At 61.8% G+C, this 18322-nt stretch carries 17 protein-coding genes; 9 read left to right on the top strand and 8 right to left on the bottom strand.

The genetic code is table 11. The features are described from left to right. The first annotated feature begins 3 nt into the window (after nucleotides 1–3). Nucleotides 4–1197 carry a purine nucleoside transporter PunC gene (gene punC, locus HX839_RS22485; protein WP_102368415.1) on the top strand — a complete coding sequence of 398 codons (1194 nt, stop codon included), beginning with the start codon at nucleotides 4–6 and terminating at the stop codon, nucleotides 1195–1197. Here the strand turns inward: punC and HX839_RS22490 are convergent. Together HX839_RS22490 and HX839_RS22495 are read right to left on the bottom strand one after the other, a co-directional pair. Beyond that, nucleotides 1194–2027: a nucleoside-binding protein gene (locus HX839_RS22490; protein ID WP_177067699.1), complete on the bottom strand. Its 834-nt coding sequence runs from the start codon at nucleotides 2025–2027 to the stop codon at nucleotides 1194–1196. The genes punC and HX839_RS22490 overlap by 4 nt on opposite strands. Nucleotides 2028–2171: 144 nt before the next feature. Then, nucleotides 2172–3122 carry a LysR family transcriptional regulator gene (locus tag HX839_RS22495; protein WP_177067700.1) on the bottom strand — a complete coding sequence of 317 codons (951 nt, stop codon included), beginning with the start codon at nucleotides 3120–3122 and terminating at the stop codon, nucleotides 2172–2174. 172 nt (nucleotides 3123–3294) lie between these two features. On the opposite strand from HX839_RS22495, the gene HX839_RS22500 reads away from it, so the two are divergent. Continuing rightward, nucleotides 3295–4806 carry a nucleobase:cation symporter-2 family protein gene (locus HX839_RS22500; protein ID WP_010176247.1) on the top strand — a complete coding sequence of 504 codons (1512 nt, stop codon included), beginning with the start codon at nucleotides 3295–3297 and terminating at the stop codon, nucleotides 4804–4806. Between the two features lie 116 nt (nucleotides 4807–4922). On the opposite strand, the gene HX839_RS22505 is transcribed toward HX839_RS22500, so the two are convergent. After that, nucleotides 4923–5855, bottom strand: coding sequence for a proline iminopeptidase-family hydrolase (locus HX839_RS22505; RefSeq protein WP_003218843.1), 933 nt, complete (start codon nucleotides 5853–5855; stop codon nucleotides 4923–4925). Nucleotides 5856–5949: 94 nt separating this feature from the next. Next, nucleotides 5950–6714, bottom strand: a complete 765-nt coding sequence (locus HX839_RS22510; protein ID WP_008437673.1) for a LuxR family transcriptional regulator — start codon at nucleotides 6712–6714, stop codon at nucleotides 5950–5952. 182 nt (nucleotides 6715–6896) lie between these two features. On the opposite strand from HX839_RS22510, the gene HX839_RS22515 reads away from it, so the two are divergent. Genes HX839_RS22515 through HX839_RS22540 form a run of 6 tightly spaced genes read left to right on the top strand, consistent with a single transcriptional unit; the run spans nucleotide 6897 to nucleotide 13076 of the window. Next, nucleotides 6897–7784, top strand: a complete 888-nt coding sequence (locus HX839_RS22515) for a proline iminopeptidase-family hydrolase (protein ID WP_003218840.1) — start codon at nucleotides 6897–6899, stop codon at nucleotides 7782–7784. A gap of 3 nt (nucleotides 7785–7787) precedes the next feature. After that, on the top strand, nucleotides 7788–8735 hold the full coding sequence (locus HX839_RS22520) for an ABC transporter permease (RefSeq protein WP_003218838.1): 948 nt from the start codon (nucleotides 7788–7790) through the stop codon (nucleotides 8733–8735). Further along, nucleotides 8732–9589, top strand: coding sequence for an ABC transporter permease (locus tag HX839_RS22525; RefSeq protein ID WP_003218837.1), 858 nt, complete (start codon nucleotides 8732–8734; stop codon nucleotides 9587–9589). The genes HX839_RS22520 and HX839_RS22525 overlap by 4 nt, the downstream gene beginning before the upstream one ends. Further along, nucleotides 9586–10542, top strand: coding sequence for an ABC transporter ATP-binding protein (locus HX839_RS22530; protein ID WP_177067701.1), 957 nt, complete (start codon nucleotides 9586–9588; stop codon nucleotides 10540–10542). The genes HX839_RS22525 and HX839_RS22530 overlap by 4 nt, the downstream gene beginning before the upstream one ends. Next, entirely contained in the window at nucleotides 10539–11510 is a 972-nt protein-coding gene (locus HX839_RS22535; protein WP_177067702.1) for an ABC transporter ATP-binding protein, read from the top strand. Before HX839_RS22530 ends, HX839_RS22535 begins: the two co-directional genes overlap by 4 nt. A gap of 51 nt (nucleotides 11511–11561) precedes the next feature. Continuing rightward, nucleotides 11562–13076, top strand: coding sequence for an ABC transporter substrate-binding protein (locus tag HX839_RS22540; RefSeq protein WP_008437683.1), 1515 nt, complete (start codon nucleotides 11562–11564; stop codon nucleotides 13074–13076). Between the two features lie 140 nt (nucleotides 13077–13216). Here the strand turns inward: HX839_RS22540 and HX839_RS22545 are convergent, their stop codons facing one another. The 4 genes from HX839_RS22545 to HX839_RS22560 form a co-directional block, all read right to left on the bottom strand. Continuing rightward, nucleotides 13217–13957 (bottom strand): YciK family oxidoreductase, encoded by a 741-nt coding sequence (locus HX839_RS22545; RefSeq protein ID WP_003218829.1) that lies wholly within the window; start codon nucleotides 13955–13957, stop codon nucleotides 13217–13219. A 189-nt stretch (nucleotides 13958–14146) separates the two neighbouring features. Beyond that, nucleotides 14147–14818, bottom strand: coding sequence for an N-acetylmuramic acid 6-phosphate phosphatase MupP (gene mupP, locus HX839_RS22550; protein WP_003218827.1), 672 nt, complete (start codon nucleotides 14816–14818; stop codon nucleotides 14147–14149). A 4-nt stretch (nucleotides 14819–14822) separates the two neighbouring features. After that, a complete protein-coding gene (ubiG, locus tag HX839_RS22555) occupies nucleotides 14823–15521 on the bottom strand; it encodes a bifunctional 2-polyprenyl-6-hydroxyphenol methylase/3-demethylubiquinol 3-O-methyltransferase UbiG (protein WP_003218825.1) in 699 nt (232 codons plus the stop codon). A 63-nt stretch (nucleotides 15522–15584) separates the two neighbouring features. Next, complete coding sequence (locus tag HX839_RS22560; RefSeq protein ID WP_003218823.1) at nucleotides 15585–16916, bottom strand: TRZ/ATZ family hydrolase; 1332 nt, start codon at nucleotides 16914–16916, stop codon at nucleotides 15585–15587. Nucleotides 16917–17024: 108 nt separating this feature from the next. On the opposite strand from HX839_RS22560, the gene mtnA reads away from it, so the two are divergent. Further along, complete coding sequence (gene mtnA / locus HX839_RS22565) at nucleotides 17025–18101, top strand: S-methyl-5-thioribose-1-phosphate isomerase (protein ID WP_177067703.1); 1077 nt, start codon at nucleotides 17025–17027, stop codon at nucleotides 18099–18101. Nucleotides 18102–18322: the final 221 nt, after the last annotated feature.

The raw sequence follows: 18322 nt of genomic DNA on the forward strand, positions 1-18322 counted from the left end.
TCAATGAAAAATTCTTTTGGATTCACCTGGTACCTGGCGGGGCTGAGCATGCTCGGCTATCTGGCCATGGATATGTACTTGCCGGCGTTTGGCGCCATGGGCGAGCAACTGCAGATTTCCCCCGGCGCGGTGGGCGCGAGCCTGAGCATTTTCCTCGCCGGCTTTGCCGTCGGGCAGTTGCTGTGGGGGCCGCTATCCGACCGGTTGGGACGCAAGCCGGTGCTGCTTACGGGCCTTTCCCTGTTTGTGCTCGGCTGCCTGGGGATGTTCTGGGTCGAGACCGCACCGCAGCTGTTGGCCTTGCGTTTTGTCCAGGCGATTGGCGTGTGTTCCGCCGCCGTCAGTTGGCAGGCGCTGGTGATCGACCGCTACCCGGCGGACAAGGCCCATCGGGTGTTCGCCGGCATTATGCCGCTGATGTCACTGTCTCCGGCCCTGGCGCCATTGCTGGGAGCGCTGATGCTGAATCACTGGGGCTGGCAGGCGATTTTCGGTGTGTTGTTGGTGGTTTCGCTGCTCCTGCTGCTGCCTACGTTGTTTCTCAGGCCGCTGCCGAAACGCCTGACAACCGACGGCGAACCGTCCCGAATCGGCTATGGGCAATTGCTCAAGTCGCGGGTGTTCACCGGCAACGTGATGATCTTTGCCGCATGCTCGGCCAGTTTCTTCGCCTGGCTTACCGCCTCGCCGTTCATCCTTGGCGGGATGGGCTACAGCCCGAATGACATCGGCTTGAGCTACGTATTGCCAACGCTGTCGTTCCTGATCGGTGGCTACAGTTGCCGCAGTGCGTTGCAGCGGTTCCAGGGCAAGACTTTGTTGCCGTGGCTGCTGCTGGCGTACTGCATCAGCATGGTCGCGCTGTACCTCGTCGCGACCTTGACCGTGCCGACGCTCGCCACCTTGCTGATTCCGTTCTGCCTGATGGCCCTGGTCAATGGCGCCAGCTACCCGATCGTGGTGGCGAATGCACTGATGCCGTTTGCGGAAAATTCCGGCAAGGCGGCGGCATTGCAGAACACCTTGCAGTTGGGGTTGTGCTTCCTGGCGAGCCTGATCGTGTCGTCGATGATCGACCAGCCGCTGTTGATCACTGCGATCGTGATGCTGGCGACCGCGCCATTGGCCGTGTTGGGGTACTGGCTGGCGCGACCGAAGGTCGACGATGGCGATGCCGACCTGGTGCGCGCCCGCTAGAACGTCACTTCCATGTTCACCGTCGGCGTTGACGTGCGGCTACCCCGGCCGCCGTCCACGCCGAACTTGTTATGCCAATACTCATAGCCGACGCCCAGGTAGAGATTGGGCTTGACGCCTTTGCCCGGACGCACCGCCACCATCAGCGCGGCGCGCATCAGGGTTTCCGGCGCCGTATCGCGACCATGGAAGTCCTCGCCCTTTTCCCCGACGTGATTGATAAACCCCTGAAACTTCGCCCCGTGGTTGCCGATCTCGAAAGGCCGCATCCAGGACAGGTTAAGCATGTAGGTATCGTCGAAGGTGTGGTCGGGTTCTTTCGCACCGGGGATGCCGGAATGGTTCCTTTCCTTGTAGTACATCAGGCTCAGGTCCAGCACGCCGACGGTGTTGAACTTCAAGGTCGGGCCAATCACCAGCGCGCGTTTTTTCGCCGACGCCAGGTTGTTGTTGCGGTTGGCATCAAAGCCGAAGGTCAGTGCGTAATCCTTGATCACCCCGGTGCCCAGCGGCACATCGAATACCCGTGAGGCGTACAGCTGGTGCCGGTACACCGCATACACTTCGCTGCCGCCGTGGTCGGTGCCCTTGCGTGGGTCGCGGCTGTCGGACAGGAACACATCGAGGTTCAGGTAGTTGCTGCCGTACTGGTAGCCGCTGGCGTGGGTGAAGCTGTAGATGCGCTTGCTGAATTCATCCGGGTTGTTCGGGTTGGTGAACTGCTGGCCGTAGCGAAATCCCAGGCTGTTGTTCATCCATTCCAGCGCGACAGCCTCCCCGCCGCCGAACAGGGTGAGTAATACGGTTGCGCCGTGCAGTGCCTTTTTCATTGTTTTAATTCCTTTGGCGTTTTGGCTCATGGCGACCGCGCAAGGGTCGCCGGGCGCAGTATCGGCACATCCGTTGTGGGTTCCAAAGAACAGAATCTCGCCTGGGCCGATGCCGAAACGGCAGCACTGAAGCTGGCCTGAGAGTCAGGAAATACGCGGCGCCCAGGGTGTTTCCTGATGTTCGCGCAAACTGATTTCTTCACTGAGCAGATGGGCCATGGCTTGCACCGCCATCGGCAAGTCCCGGTCTTTGCGGGCGTATAAGCCGAGGTCGCTGAAGATCCCGCCCTGGTCGCTGAGCGGAATGTGCAGCAGTTCGCCGCGGGCTAAATCTACCTCCACGCCAATGCGCGTCTGGAACGCGATGCCCAGTTGCTGGCGCGCCAGTTGCCGGGCCAGCTCCATCGAGTTGCTGTGCAGCAATGGCTTGTTCGTCGCCGCCGAACGCTTGTGCAGCGGTGCGATCAGGTGGTGAACCGAGAGCTCGCTCTTGGCCTGGATCACCCCGTGTTCACAGCAGCGCGCGTAACTCACGCTGCTTTCACCGGCCAACGGATGCCCCGGTGCCATCAACGCCCCCAGGCGGAAATGGCCGACACACACCTGGATGGTTTCGCTGCTGCACGGTAAGGCAAAGGCCAACCCCAGGTCAGCCTGGCCGTTGACCACCGCACCGGGAATCGATTGCGAACCTTGTACCGTGACGCCAATGGTCACTTTCGGATAACGCTCACGCATGCGCTTGAGGGCGGCGGGCAGCAGTTCCACAGTGGCGCCTTCCACCGTGGCGATTTCCACGTGGCCGGTCTGCACACCGTTCAAGCCATCCAGTTCACCGCGCACGCGCTCCACGTCCTGCAACAGGAAACTCACGTGGCGGGTCAGGATTTCCCCGGCCGCCGTCAGGCGCAGGCCGCCGGGCAGGCGCTCGAACAGCGCCGCGCCCACCTCGTCTTCCAGCTTGAGGATCTGCCGGTTCACCGCCGAAGACGCCACGTTCAGGCGGCGCGCGGCTTCGCGGATCGAGTGGCAGCGGCGAACCATGTCGAAGTAGTAAATCGCCGGGGCGTGGATGCGCAGCTTGCGGTTGAGCATTTTTTTCAAGTCCTTGTGCGCAGCGCTTCGAGCCACGGGGCAGGGCGGCTGAATGGATTTTTGTAACGGCGTTCAGGGTGTTCTTGTGAAAATGATTGTATACAACTCTATGGACATCCAATCTTTCTATTGCATACAGTGAGTGCACAACAAAAACAGAGAACCCCTCACCATGACTATCCCGAAGGCGTCACCGCAGCGGCCAGAAGATGAGAATCTCGGCGTCGCGGCCAACATGGCTTACGGCCTGCAGCATGTGCTCACCATGTACGGCGGCATCGTGGCTGTACCGTTGATCGTCGGCCAGGCGGCCGGGTTGTCGCCGGCCGATATTGGCCTGCTGATCGCTGCCTCGCTGTTTGCCGGAGGCTTGGCTACGCTGTTGCAAACCCTGGGCCTGCCGTTTTTCGGCTGCCAGTTGCCGCTGGTGCAAGGGGTGTCCTTTGCCGGGGTGGCGACCATGGTGGCGATTGTTGGCAGCGACGGTGCGGGTGGCATCCCGGCGATTCTCGGGGCGGTGATGGCCGCCTCCCTGATAGGCCTGCTGATCACCCCGGTGTTCTCGCGAATCACCAAATTCTTCCCGCCGTTGGTTACCGGGATTGTGATCACTACCATCGGCCTGACATTGATGCCCGTCGCCGCCCGCTGGGCCATGGGCGGCAACAGCCGCGCCGCAGATTTCGGCAGCATGCCGAACATCGGCCTGGCGGCGCTGACCCTGGTGCTGGTATTGCTGCTGAGCAAGATCGGCAGCGCGACCATCTCGCGACTGTCGATCCTGCTGGCGATGGTGATCGGCACGGTCATCGCGGTGTTCCTCGGCATGGCTGACTTCTCCAGCGTGACCCAGGGCCCGATGTTCGGCTTTCCCACACCCTTCCATTTCGGCATGCCAACCTTCCATCTCGCGGCGATCATTTCCATGTGCATCGTGGTCATGGTGACCCTGGTGGAAACCTCGGCGGACATTCTGGCGGTGGGTGAAATCATCGACACCAAGGTCGACTCCAAGCGCCTCGGCAATGGCCTGCGTGCGGATATGCTGTCGAGCATGTTTGCGCCGATCTTCGGCTCGTTCACCCAGAGCGCGTTTGCACAAAACGTCGGACTGGTGGCGGTTACCGGGGTCAAGAGCCGTTATGTGGTCGCCACCGGTGGGATATTCCTGGTGATCCTCGGCCTGCTGCCGTTCATGGGGCGGGTGATTGCGGCAGTGCCGACTTCGGTGCTGGGCGGGGCTGGGATCGTGCTGTTCGGCACCGTGGCTGCCAGTGGTATCCGGACCTTGTCCAAGGTCGATTACCGCAACAACATGAACCTGATCATTGTCGCCACTTCCATCGGTTTTGGCATGATCCCGATTGCGGCCCCGAGTTTCTACGATCACTTCCCGAGCTGGTTCGCGACCATTTTCCATTCGGGGATCAGTTCGTCGGCGATCATGGCGATCCTGTTGAACCTGGCGTTCAACCACTTCACCGCGGGCAACTCGGACCAGCAGTCGGTATTCGTTGCCGGGACGGAACGCAGCCTGTGCTTCCAGGACGTGGCGGCGTTGCGGGACGGGGATTACTTCAGCGGCGGCAAGCTGTTTGATGCCGAGGGCAAGGAAATTCCGTTGCTGGAGGAAGTGCCGAAGAAAGCGGCCGTGCACGGCAGGGCACAGACCAGCGAGGTGTAACAGCCACAAAGAGTCCAATGTGGGAGCGGGCTTGCTCGCGAAGGCGGTGTGTCAGTCGCTAAATATGCTGACTGATCCACCGCCTTCGCGAGCAAGCCCGCTCCCACATTTTGATCTCAGCCAGTCTTGAGCGTTCTGTGGGGCACCGAACAAGCCTCATCCAAAAACTGCACCACCGTCCCCATGCACGCCTGTCGCTCTTCAACATGCGGCATGTGGCTGGAGTCTTCGAACAGCGCCCAGCGCACATCGGCAATCTCATCCAGGAACGGCTTGACCACCAGCGGCGTGGCCTCGTCATGGCGACCGGAAATCACCAGGGTCGGCACATTGACCTTCGACAGCCGGCCGATCACGTTCCAGTCTTTCAAGCTGCCAATTACATGGAATTCCGTCGGGCCGCTCATGGCGTGATACACCGTCGGGTCCGAATCCACCTGGGCGAATGTGCGGGCGACTTCTTCCGGCCACGGATTGACCCGGCACACGTGCTGGTCATAGAAAATCCGCGAGGCGGCCAGGTACTCAGGGTCCTGGTAGGTGCCGGCCTGTTCATGCTTGAGCAAGGTCTCGTGCACGCCTTCAGGCAGTAGCTTGCGCAGGCGGTTGGCCTCGGCAACCCAGGTACGCATGCAGGTCGGCGAGTTGGCCGGAATAAATGCACGCAGGCCCTTGGGTTGCAGGATGGCGTGTTCGCTGCCGAGCATGCCGCCCCAGGATTGACCCAGGATCGCGTAGTTGTTGCTGATCTGCAGATGGTCCAGCAGGTTGTCCAGTTCTTCGAGGAACAAGCCGACGGTCCAGAATGAAGGGTCTTTGTCAGGCAGGTGGGTGGAGCGGCCGTTGCCCAGTTGGTCGTAGTGAATGACCGCGTGGCCACTGGCGGCTACGTCCTTGTAGGCATCGACATAATCATGGGTACAACCCGGGCCACCATGGAGGATGACCAGCGGCGTGAGGCCGCTGTCCAGGTCGCCGGTTACCCGATACCAGGTCTGGTAGTCGCGAAAGGCCGCATAGCCTTCGCGGATTGTTTCGATGAATTCCATTTCGTGCCCTGCCCTGAGAAAAAGTGATCAGGTACACGATAGTCGGCACAGAAAGTTTAAGTAACTAGCAAAACAGCTAGGTTTTTCCTTCGGATCAGTCTTCCAGCAGCCGGTAATGAGTGGCCCGTACCACCGCTTGCACCCGGTTCTTGGCCCCCAGTTTGTGCATGGCCGACGCCAGGTGCAGGGTAACCACTGCCAGGGAGCGGCTCAATTGCGTGGCGATTTCGGCGGCGGTCAGGCCGTCGGCGGCCCATTTCAGGCATTCGCGCTCACGCTTGGTCAGGCGGATATGCGGGTAGGAGCGCAGTTCCTTGCTGAAAAGCGGGTAGGCCGCTTCCTGCAAGGCGTGGGTAATCAGGCTGAATTCCGACAGCGTCTGGCGGGCGTCCTGCAACACGGCGCTGGCCTTGCCGGTGCGCAGGCCGGTCAGCGAGGCGAAGCCGCCACGGGGCAAATGGATCGGCACGCTGACGCCGCAGGTCATCTGGCGGTCGTGCAAGTAGCTGGAAACCGGGGCGTGGCAGGGGTCGATGATTTTTTGCAGCGCGGTATCGGCCTTGGCCTCGTAGGACCACACAAATGGTGAAACCGTCGACAGTGCGAGGTGTTGCACCGGATCGATCTGATAAAAGCCGGAACTGCACCACAGGTTGTACCAGTCGGGCGGGGTATTGCGCAGTTGCAGCACAGAAGGGGTGATCAGTGCACCATTATGGTCAATGGGCACGGGGGTGTAGTCGTAGACCAACGCATCAAAACCCAGGTCCTGGGCCAATACGAGGGTGTTGTCCATCTGTTCATCCAGGCTCCTGCCGGGGATGAGACGGTCATTAAACGCAGTTAGCCTGGCCAGCATCCGTTCTGCTCCCGATTTCATTTGAATCTCGTCTTGCTGCAAGTAGAATGCCACGCCCCGGCGAAGGACTGCCAGACCAAACCTATAAGAATTACCAGGTTATGGACACGCGGCATCCTCGGTAGTGTTGGCCTCTAAACGGCCACTCTCCACAGGGCCGACACACAACAAGGAATGTATGCATGTGGCGTGAAATTGCCCCCGACCAGCGGTACAACGTGCAGGTCGATGGCCACAACCTCGTGGCCTATAGCTTTGGCGAAGGCGATGAGGTGTTGCTGTGCCTCAATGGCGGCCCCGGGCTGCCTTGCGACTACTTGCGCGACGCCCATGGCTGGCTCAAGGACAACGGCCTGCGAGTGGTTGCATTCGACCAGCTTGGCACGGGCGCTTCAGCCAGACCGACCGATGTTTCGCTGTGGGAAATCAGCCGTTATGTCGAAGAAGTCGAAACCGTGCGCCAGGCCCTTGGCCTTGGCCGCGTGCACTTGCTGGGGCATTCCTGGGGCGGATGGTTGGGCATCGAGTACGCCATTCACTACCCCGATGCGCTGAAAAGCCTGATCCTGGAAAACACCGTCGGCGACATTCCGCACCTGTCCCTCGAGCTGGAACGCCTGCGCGGCGCCCTGGGCAGCGAAACCGTGGCGATGATGCAACGCCATGAAGCCATGGGAACCCTCGATCACCCGCAGTACCAGGCCGCCATCACCTTGCTCAACTACCGCCACGTCTGCCGCCTGGACGAATGGCCGGCGCCGGTCCAGCGTTCCCTCGGCGACTGGAACATGGGCCCCTACGAAACCATGCAGGGTCCCAACGAATTTCTCTACATCGGCAACCTCAAGGACTGGAACCGCATCCCCGAGATGGCCGATTTCAAGATGCCGATACTGATCACCACCGGCCAGCACGACGAACTGACCCCGGCCTGCGCCATGCGCATGAAAAGCGCGGCCCGGCACGCCGAGCTGCACGTGTTCCCCAACAGCAGCCATATGCCGTTTTACGAAGAGCCCCAGGCATACTTCCCGGTGCTGCTGGACTTCCTCGCTCGTCATCGAGGCTGACGGATGAACCTGGCGCGTTACCGTTTTGTGCTGTCCCGGCCGCTGCAATTGCTGCCGGTGCTGTTTGGCATCAGCCTGATCACCTTTGTGCTGGTGCGCTCGATTCCCGGCGACCCGGCGCGGGCCCTGCTGGGTTCGCGCAGCACCCCGGACGCGTTGCTGAAGATCCGCGCCCAGTACGGCCTCGACCAGCCGCTGTGGCTGCAATATTTCTACTTCCTGAAAAACCTGCTCAAGGGCGACCTCGGCCAGTCACTGCTGTACAAGGTCGACGCGCTGAAACTGATCGTCACCCGCATCGAGCCGACCCTGTTCCTGGTGCTCGGCAGTGTGCTGCTGGCGTTGTTGATCGCCGTGCCGCTGGCCACCGTGGCCGCGCGTAATAAAGGTGGCTGGGCGGATAACCTGATCCGGCTGTTCACTACAGTGGGCCTGGGCATGCCGGCGTTCTGGCTGGGGTTGATGCTGATCCTGTTGCTCAGCGTGCAATGGGGCCTGTTCCCGGTCTCCGGGTATGGGCGCACCTGGCTGGACAAGGCGCACCACATGGTTCTGCCGTGCCTGACGATCGCCCTGGCGCTGTCGGCGGTGCTGGTGCGCAACCTGCGGGCGAGCATGTTGATGGAGTTGCAGGCTGACCACGTTACCGCCGCCCGGGCGCGCGGGTTGTCGGAGGCGGCGGTGTTTCGTCGTCATGTGCTGCCCAATTCCCTGGTGCCGGCGGTGAACCTGCTGGCGGTGAACATTGGCTGGCTGATCAGTGGCACGGTGGTGATCGAAAGCCTGTTTGCGATTCCCGGCATCGGCCAATTGCTGGTGCGCGGCATCTTCACCCGCGACTACATGGTGGTGCAGGGCGTGGCGATGGTGCTGGCTTGTGCCACCGTGCTGGTCAACTTTGTTGCCGATGTGGTGACGGTCACGCTGGACCCGCGAGTGAAGATGCAATGAGCAGCCGCCCATTGATCGCCCCATGGCGCCTGCGCCTGCGCTTTGGTTTTCGCAATGGCCGGCTGACGGCGGCCTGGGGCCTGTTGATTCTGCTGACATGGCTGGCGCTGGCCGTGTTCGCCCCCTGGATCGCACCCTTTGACCCGATTGCGCAAAACACCGACATCAGTTTGCTGGGTCCCAGCCAGGCCCATCCATTTGGCACGGACAACTACGGGCGAGACATCCTTTCGAGGGTGATCTGGGGCGCACGCATCGACCTGCAACTGGCGGTGGTCGGGGTGATCTTTCCGTTCCTGATCGGCACCTTCGTCGGTGCGGTGTCTGGCTACATCGGCGGGCGTTTCGACAGCTTCTGCATGCGGGTGATCGATGTGATCCTCGCGTTCCCGTTCCTAGTGCTGATGCTGGCGATCATGGCCATTCTCGGCCCGGGTTTGAAAAGCTTTTACATCGCCATGGCGCTGGTGGGCTGGGTGTCCTACGCGCGGCTGATCCGCTCGCAGATCCTGGTGCTCAAGGAAAGCGACTTCGCCCTGGCCGCCAAAAGCCTGGGCTTTGGCCATGGGCGCATTCTGTTCCGGCATTTGTTGCCCAACGCGATGTTCGGTTCGATTGTGTTCTCGATGTCTGACGCAGTGCTGGTGCTGCTCAACGGCGCAGCGGTCAGCTACCTCGGCCTGGGCGTACAACCGCCGACCGCCGAGTGGGGCACCATGGTTGCCGAAGGCCAGGCGTTCATCACCACCGCCTGGTGGATTTGCACTTTCCCGGGCCTGGCCATCGTGACCCTGGCCATGGGCTTCAGCCTGCTGGCCGATGGTGTGGCGCAAGTGCTGGGGGATCGCTCATGAGCCTGTTGCAGGTGCAGGACCTGAGCGTCATCGCCAATAACACCGGGCGCGACGTAACGTTGGTGGACCGGGTGTCGTTCGACCTGGCCGAAGGTGAAATCCTCGGCCTGGTGGGCGAAAGCGGTTCGGGCAAGACCATGGCCTGTCGCGGGCTGATGCGCTTGCTGCAGTCCCCGAGCCTGCGGGTGCAGGGCGGTTCGGTGCGCCTGGCGGGCCAGGACCTTCTGCAGCTGGATGACGCCGGCATGCGCGCGGTACGCGGTGGGCAACTTGGGATGATTTTCCAGAACCCCAGTAGCCACCTCGACCCGTTGATGCGCATCGGCGAGCAGATCGCCGAAGGCATCCGACTGCACCAGGGCGCGTCGAAAAAGGAGGCGCGCTTGCAGGCTATCGAAGTGCTGCGCCAGGTCGGCATTCCCGATCCCCAGGCGCGGATCGACAATTACCCCCACGAGTTTTCCGGCGGCATGCGCCAGCGGGCAATGATCGCGGTGGCCCTTGGCTGCAATCCCAAGGTGCTGATTGCCGACGAACCGACCACCGCCCTCGACGTGACCGTGCAAGCCCAGATTCTGCGGCTGTTGCTGGACCTGCGGGACCAGCGTGGCCTGTCGATCATCATGATCACTCACGACCTGGGCGTGGTGGCGCAAACCTGCGACTCCATCGCCGTGATGTACGCCGGGCGCCTGTGCGAACACGGCAGCAAATACGAGCTGCTGGCACACCCGCAACACCCTTACACCGCCGGCCTGATCGAGTGCCAGCCCGCCACCAGCAGCGGCCACGCCCTGTTGCGCACCATCGCCGGCCAACCGCCATTGCTCGACGCATTGCCCAAGGGCTGCCGGTTCAACCCGCGCTGCCCGCAAGTCGGCAGCTTGTGCACCGAGCTGCTGCCGGAAGGCGCGCGGGTGGCCTGTCACTATCCCCTGGGAGTTCGCCCATGACGTTGTTGCAGGTGAATGACCTTGAGGTGCGTTTTGCCGCCGCCGGCAGCGGCCTGTTCGGCCTGAATAAACAGTGGGTGAGGGCGGTCAACGGGGTGTCGTTGACCCTGGCCGCCGGTGAAACACTGGGTTTGGTGGGCGAGTCCGGCAGCGGCAAAAGCACATTGGGGAGGGCGATCCTGCACCTCAACCCCATCAGCGCCGGGCAGGTGGTGTTTGACGGCATCGACATGGCCCACGCCGGGCCGGTCGATATCGCCCGTTTGCGGCACGAGACGGCGATGATCTTCCAGGATCCCTACGCGGCCCTGAACCCGCGTCTTACCGTCGGCGAAACCATCGCCGAAGTCCTGCGGGTGCAGCGCAAGGTGGCGTCGGAAAACATTCCACGCCGGGTCGACGAATTACTCGACCTCGTAGGCCTGCGCCCCGAACTCGCCAGCCGCAAGCCCGGCTCTCTCAGCGGCGGCCAGTGCCAGCGCGTCGGCATCGCCCGGGCACTGGCAGTGGAGCCACGGCTGATCATCGCCGACGAATGCGTGGCCGCCCTGGATGTGTCGATCCAGGGCCAGATCATCAACCTGCTGCTGGAACTGCAACAGCGCATGAACCTGGCGATCCTGTTTATCGCCCACGACCTGGCCATCGTCCGCCGCCTGTGTGATCGGGTGGCGGTGATGTACCTGGGGAAAATCGTCGAGGAAGGCCCGGTGGAGGCAGTGTTCACCACGCCCCGTCACCCCTACACGGCGGCGTTGATCCAGGCGATCCCGGAGATTGATCCGTGCCGCCCGCTGCCCAGCGAACCGTTGCCGGGCGAGCCGCCGAGCCCGCTGAAGCTGCCTAATGGTTGCGCCTTTCACCCGCGTTGCCGACATGCACGAGCCGTGTGTGCCGAGGTATTGCCGCCGACTCACGTTGTGCAAACGCATCGGTACAGTTGCGTGCTTGAAGAACCTTTGCTTTGAACCCTTCCTGCCGATCATGAACAACCGCCGTTATAGACAAGGAGTTATGACATGCAATCCCGTCACTTGAAGTTGCTCGCCGCCGCCACACTCACCGCCTGGTCGCTGACCGCCGGTATTGCCCACGCCGCAGGTGTGCTGACCATCGGCTGCCGCGAAGACAGCACCACGTTTGACCCGATCAAAAGCGCGCAGAACCGCGATACCTGGGTGTTCGCCAACGTCTACGACACCCTGGTACGCGTGGACAACCTGGGCACCAAGATGGAACCGGGGCTGGCAGAAAGCTGGGACATTTCCAAGGACGGCCTGACGTACACCTTCAAGCTGCGTGCCGCGAAGTTCTCGGATGGCTCGCCGATCACCGCCGACGACGCTGCCTTCAGCCTGTTGCGCATCCGCGACAACAAGGCCTCGCTGTGGAGCGACCCGTTCAGCCTGATCAACACCGCCAAGGCAGCTGATCCGCAGACGCTGGTCGTGACCTTGAAAACCCCGGCGGTGGCCTTCCTCTCGCAACTGGCTTCGCCGACGGTGTCGATCCTGTCGGAAAAAGCCATGACCAAGATGGGCGAAGACGCCTACTCGGAAAACCCGGTGACCTCCGGCGCGTTTACCGTGGACGAGTGGCGCAAGGGCGATCGGGTGATCCTGAAGAAGAACCCGAACTTCTGGCAGGCCAGCAACGTCAGCCTGGATGGTGTGGAATGGGTCTCCGTCACCGACGACAACACGCGCATGCGCATGGTGCAGAACAACGAGCTGGACACGGCGATCTTCGTCCCGTTTTCCCGGGTTGAAGAGCTGAAAAAAGACAAGAACGTGGTGGTGCACTCCGACCCGTCTACCCGTGAAGATCACTTGTTGATCAACCACGCCCACGGCCTGCTGGCCAAGCCGGAAGTGCGCCAGGCGCTGGACATGGCCATCGATAAACAATCGCTGGTGAAAACCGCCACCTTCGGCCAGGGCACCGTGGCCTATTCCTACATCCCAAAAGGCTCGCTGTACCACTACGCCAACAACCTGCAACGCCCGTATGACCCGACCGAAGCCAAGAAGCTGCTGGCGGCTGCCGGCGCCCAGGACTTGAAGCTCAACTACGTGGTCAACGCCGGCAACGAAGCCGACGAGCAGATTGCGGTGATGATCAAGGATCAACTGGCCAAGGTCGGTGTGACGGCCAACCTGCAAAAGGTTGACCCGACCCAAAGCTGGCAGATGCTGGTGGACGGTGATTACGATATTTCGGTGATGTACTGGACCAACGACATCCTCGACCCGGACCAGAAGACCACCTTCGTGCTGGGCCACGACACCAACCAGAACTACATGACCCGCTACAAGAACGACAAAGTGAAGGACCTGGTGGCGGCCGCGCGGATCGAGGCGGATCCGGTCAAGCGTGAGCAGATGTATGTGGACCTGCAGAAAATGGCGAAACAGGATGTGAACTGGATCGACCTGTACTACAGCCCGTACATCAACATCTCACGCAAGAACGTGAGCAACTTCCTGCAAAACCCGTTGGGGCGCTTCACGCTTGAGGAAGTGGTGAAGAACTAAGTTCTAGAGATCACCGCAATACCAATGTGGGAGCGGGCTTGCTCGCGAAGGCGGTGGATCAGTCGATATCTCTGTTGACTGACACTCCGCCTTCGCGAGCAAGCCCGCTCCCACATTAGGTTGTACTGTGTTCCAGATACTTATTGCGCGTCAAACGCCTGCCCATTGATGCCGGTACTGTCCGGCCCCATCAGGTACAGGTACACCGGCATGATTTCCTCCGGTGTCGGGTTATCGGTCGGGTTCTCCCCTGGATACGCCTGGGCCCGCATGCTGGTGCGGGTGGCGCCCGGGTTGATGCTGTTGGCGCGCACCGGTGCGACATTATCCAGCTCGTCCGCCAGGGTTTGCATCAGGCCTTCGGTGGCAAACTTCGACACCCCGTACGCCCCCCAATAAGCCCGGCCCTTGCGGCCCACGCTGCTGGAAGTGAACACCACCGACGCATCCTGGGACAGCTTGAGCAGCGGCAACAGCGTGCTGGTCAGCATGAACATCGCGTTGACGTTCACATGCATCACCCGCATGAAGTTCTCGCCGGACAACTGCTCGATCGGTGTGCGCGGGCCGATGATCGAGGCGTTGTGCAGCAAACCGTCGAGGTGGCCGAACTCCTTTTCGATCATCGCTGCCAGCTCATCGTATTGATGGGGCAGGGCGGTCTCCAGGTTGAACGGGATCACCACCGGCTGCGGTTGGCCGGCGGCTTCGATTTCGTCGTAGACCTGGGCCAGGTTGGCTTCGGTCTTGCCCAGCAGCAGCACGGTGGCGCCGTGGGCCGCATAGGTTTTGGCCGCCGCTGCGCCAATCCCGCGACCGGCGCCGGTGACCAGGATGACCCGGCCCTTGAGCAGTTCTGGACGTGCGGAGTAATCAAACATAAACAACCTCGACAAAGTTCACAGAAAATCCATGTGATTGATTGCGGCTAAGGCTGGCCAAGGCTTCTGTGGCGAGGGAGCTTGCTCCCGTTGGGTTGCGAAGCAGCCCCAGCTTTTCGCGACTGCTGCGCAGTCGAACGGGAGCAAGCTCCCTCTCCACAAAATTGCAGCAACCTCAGGCAGTCCCGATCAGCAGCTGCACAGCGCGCTGTCCAGCACTTTGCGCAATTCCAGCGGGTGATCCACCACCACATCGGCACCCCAGTTGCGCGGGTTGTCGTCCGGGTGGATATAGCCGTAGGTGACCGCCGCGGTGCGAGTGCCGGCGTCGCGGCCCGACTCGATGTCCCGCAGGTCATCCCCCACGAACAGCACGCTGGCCGGGTCCAGGTCGAGCATCTTGCACGCCAGGATCAACGGTTCCGGGTCCGGCTTGCTGTTCTTCACGTGGTCCGGGCAGATCAGCAGCGCGGAGCGCTCGGCCAGGCCCAGCTGCTGCATGATCGGTTCGGCAAAGCGCAGTGGCTTGTTGGTGACCACGCCCCAGATCAGCCTGGATTTCTCGATATCCACCAGCAGCTCTTCCATGCCCTCGAACAGCTTGCTGTGGATCGCGCAGCCCTTGAGGTAACGCTCGAGGAATTCCTGGCGCAGCTCTTCAAAGCCCGGGGACTCGGGGTCCATGGAAAAGGTCACGGCGACCATCGCCCGGGCGCCGCCGGAGATTTCATCGCGGATGTGCTGGTCGTTGATCGGTGCCAGGCCGCGGTCAGCGCGCATGGCCTGGCAGATGGCGATAAAGTCTGGCGCGGTGTCCAGCAGGGTACCGTCCATGTCGAAAAGAACCGCTCGCAACTTCACAGGCTTACTCCTCGCGCAGGGTCTGGATCATGTAGTTGACGTCAACGTCGCTGGCCAGCTTGTAGTGCTTGGTCAGCGGGTTGTAGGTCAAGCCGATGATGTCCTTGACGGTCAGCCCGGCCTGACGGCTCCAGGCGCCCAGCTCGGAAGGGCGGATGAATTTCTTGAAGTCATGGGTGCCGCGGGGTAGCAGCTTCATGATGTATTCGGCACCGATGATCGCGAACAGGTACGCCTTCGGATTGCGGTTGATGGTGGAGAAGAACACCTGGCCACCGGGCTTGACCATGCGGAAGCAGGCGCGGATCACCGAGGACGGGTCCGGCACGTGCTCGAGCATTTCCAGGCAAGTGACCACGTCGAACTGCCCGGGCATCTCTTCGGCCAGCTCTTCGGCGGTGATCTGCCGGTATTCGACGTTCACGCCGGACTCCAGTTGGTGCAACTGGGCCACGGCCAATGGCGCTTCGCCCATGTCGATACCCATCACGGTGGCGCCGCGCTGGGCCATGGATTCACTGAGGATCCCGCCGCCGCAACCCACATCCAGTACCTTCTTGCCGGCCAGGTTGACGCGCTCGTCAATCCAGTTGACCCGCAGCGGGTTGATGTCGTGCAGGGGTTTGAACTCGCTTTCGCGGTCCCACCAGCGATGGGCGAGGGCTTCGAATTTGGCGATTTCAGCGTGGTCGACATTGCTCATGGGGAATCCTCTAAATCTGATAAAACGTTTTGCCGGCCCTGGCATGCGTTGCCAGGGCGGGTGTTATTCGCTGTGTCCGCTGATGCGCTGGCCCCAGGCGATGGCCGTGGCGCACAACTGTTGTTCATCCAGGCGGGTCAGTTGCCGGTCGTCGAGCAATTGCTTGCCGCCGACCCAAAGGTGTTTCACACAATCGCGTCCGGTGGCATATATAAGCTGTGAGACCGGATCGTAGATCGGTTGTTGCGCCAGGCCCGACAGGTCGAAGGCCACGATGTCAGCGGCCTTGCCGACTTCCAGCGAGCCGATTTGACTTTCCAGGCCCATGGCCCGGGCGCCGTTGAGGGTGGCCATGCGCAGGGCGCGGTGGGCATCCAGGGCGGTGGCCGAGCCGGCAACGGCCTTGGCCAGCAGCGCGGCGGTGCGGGTTTCGCCCAGCAGGTCGAGGTCATTGTTGCTGGCCGCGCCGTCGGTGCCTACTGCCACATTGACGCCGGCTTGCCACAGGCGTTCCACCGGGCAGAAGCCGCTGGCCAGTTTCAGGTTGGATTCCGGGCAATGGATCACGCTGGTGTTGCTTTCTACCAGCAAAGTCAGGTCGTCATCGCTGATTTGGGTCATGTGAACGGCCTGGAAGCGCGGCCCCAGCAAACCCAGGCGGCCAAGCCGTGCCAGCGGGCGTTCACCACGCTGTTCAACGGACTGCTGCACTTCGAAGGCGGTTTCATGCACGTGCATGTGGATCGAGGCGTCCAGTTCCTCGGCGATCACCCGGATTTTTTCCAGGTTTTCATCGCAGACGGTGTACGGCGCGTGCGGGCCGAAGGTGATTTTGATCCGTGGGTGATGCTTGAGGTCGCCGAACAGCTCGACGCCCTGGCGAATCGCCTCGTCGGCGTCAGCAGCGCCGGGAATCGGGAAATCCAGGATCGGGATGGCGATTTGCGCACGCATGCCGCTGTTGTGCACCCGTTCGCTGGCGACTTTCGGGAAGAAGTACATGTCCGAGAAACACGTGATGCCGCCCTTGATCTGCTCGGCGATGGCCAGGTCAGTGCCGTCGCGGACGAAGGCTTCGTCGACCCACTTGGCCTCGGCGGGCCAGATGTGGTTTTCCAGCCAGGTCATCAGCGGCAGGTCGTCGGCCAGGCCGCGAAACAGCGTCATGGCCGCGTGGCCGTGGGCGTTGATCAGGCCGGGGCTGAGCAGCATGCCCGGCAGTTCACGCACTTCGCTCGCTGCGAGCTTCAAGGCCGCGGCGCGTGGGCCGATAAACGCAATGCACCCGTCACGAATGCCCAGGGCGTGCTCCTTGAGCACTACGCCGGCAGGCTCGACAGGTACCAGCCAGGTGGGCAGCAGCAATAAGTCGAGCGGGGCGGCAGTCGGTGTCATCGAGGGCAGTTTCCCAGGCATCTATAAAGAACGGCGAAGTATACCCGAGCGTCCTGGCTGGCGGATCGCTATAATCGGCGGCTTTTGTTCATGAGTGCGGGGTGAGGGATGCGCGATCGACTGTTGGCTGCGGAGAAAGTGAAGGCCATCGACTGGCGTGATGGCGCACTGTACCTGCTCGATCAGCGTATTTTGCCGTCTGCAGAAACCTGGGTCGCCTGCACCAGTGCTGCCGAGGTGGCCGAGGCCATTCGCACAATGGTGGTGCGCGGTGCGCCGGCCATTGGCATCAGTGCGGCGTATGGCCTGGTGCTGGCCGCTCGTGCCCACATCGCCGAGGGCGATGACTGGCAGGCCGCCTGGGAAGAGGACTACGCGCTGCTGGCGGATACCCGCCCGACCGCGTCGAATCTTTTCTGGGCCATGAAGCGCATGCGCGATTGCCTCGATCGCCTCAAGAAACACGCCGATCCGTTGAAGGTGCTGGAGGCCGAGGCGGTGGCGATTCACCAAAGTGATCGTGAAGCCAACCTGACCATGGCGCAGCTGGGTGTAGAGCTGATCCGCAAGCACCAGGGCAATGTCCAGGCGCTCCTGACCCATGGCAATGCGGGTGCGCTGGCTACCGGCGGCGTCGGTACCGCGCTCGGGGTGATTCGCGGTGCGTTCCTGGAAGGCATGGTGGAACGGGTCTACGCCAACGAAACCCGGCCCTGGCTGCAAGGCTCGCGGCTGACGGCCTGGGAATTGGCCAATGAAGGCATTCCGGTCACCGTGAATGCCGATTCGGCTGGCGCGCATATTCTCAAGACCAAGGGCGTGACCTGGGTGATCGTCGGTGCCGACTGCATTGCGGCCAACGGTGACGTGGTCAGCAAGATCGGCACCTATCAGCTGGCGGTGTGCGCCATGCATCACGGCGTGCGTTTCATGGTGGTAGCGCCCAGCTCCACCATCGACCTGATGGCGACCAGCGGTGATGACGTGCCGCTTGAAGAGCGCGACGCCCGTCAACTGCTGGAAGTCGGCGGCACCCGCGTAGCCGCTGATGTAGACGCCTTCAACCCGGTGTTCGACGTGACGCCGGCGGACCTGATTGATGTGATCGTCACTGAAAAAGGCATCGTCGAACGCCCCGACACGGCGAAGTTGGCGCAACTGATGTGTCGTAAACGCCTGCATTGAGGCAATTTGCCCGCAAAAATCCCCTTGGATCCAGCTCTAAGGCCCTCTCGTCGCCGTCAAGCCTGTCATCCGTCAACTTACTATGCTCCATGCGCATCAGGGGGATAGGTGCGTGGCGGCGATTGTGATAACATCCGGCGGTTTCCAGGGTCACCCCAAGGGGTAACCTTTAATGCGCAGATCCGTGTCATAACTCGTTGATTTGTCGTAAGTCGTTGCCA

This window comes from Pseudomonas sp. I8001 (assembly GCF_013385345.1).
Taxonomy (GTDB): Bacteria; Pseudomonadota; Gammaproteobacteria; order Pseudomonadales; family Pseudomonadaceae; genus Aquipseudomonas.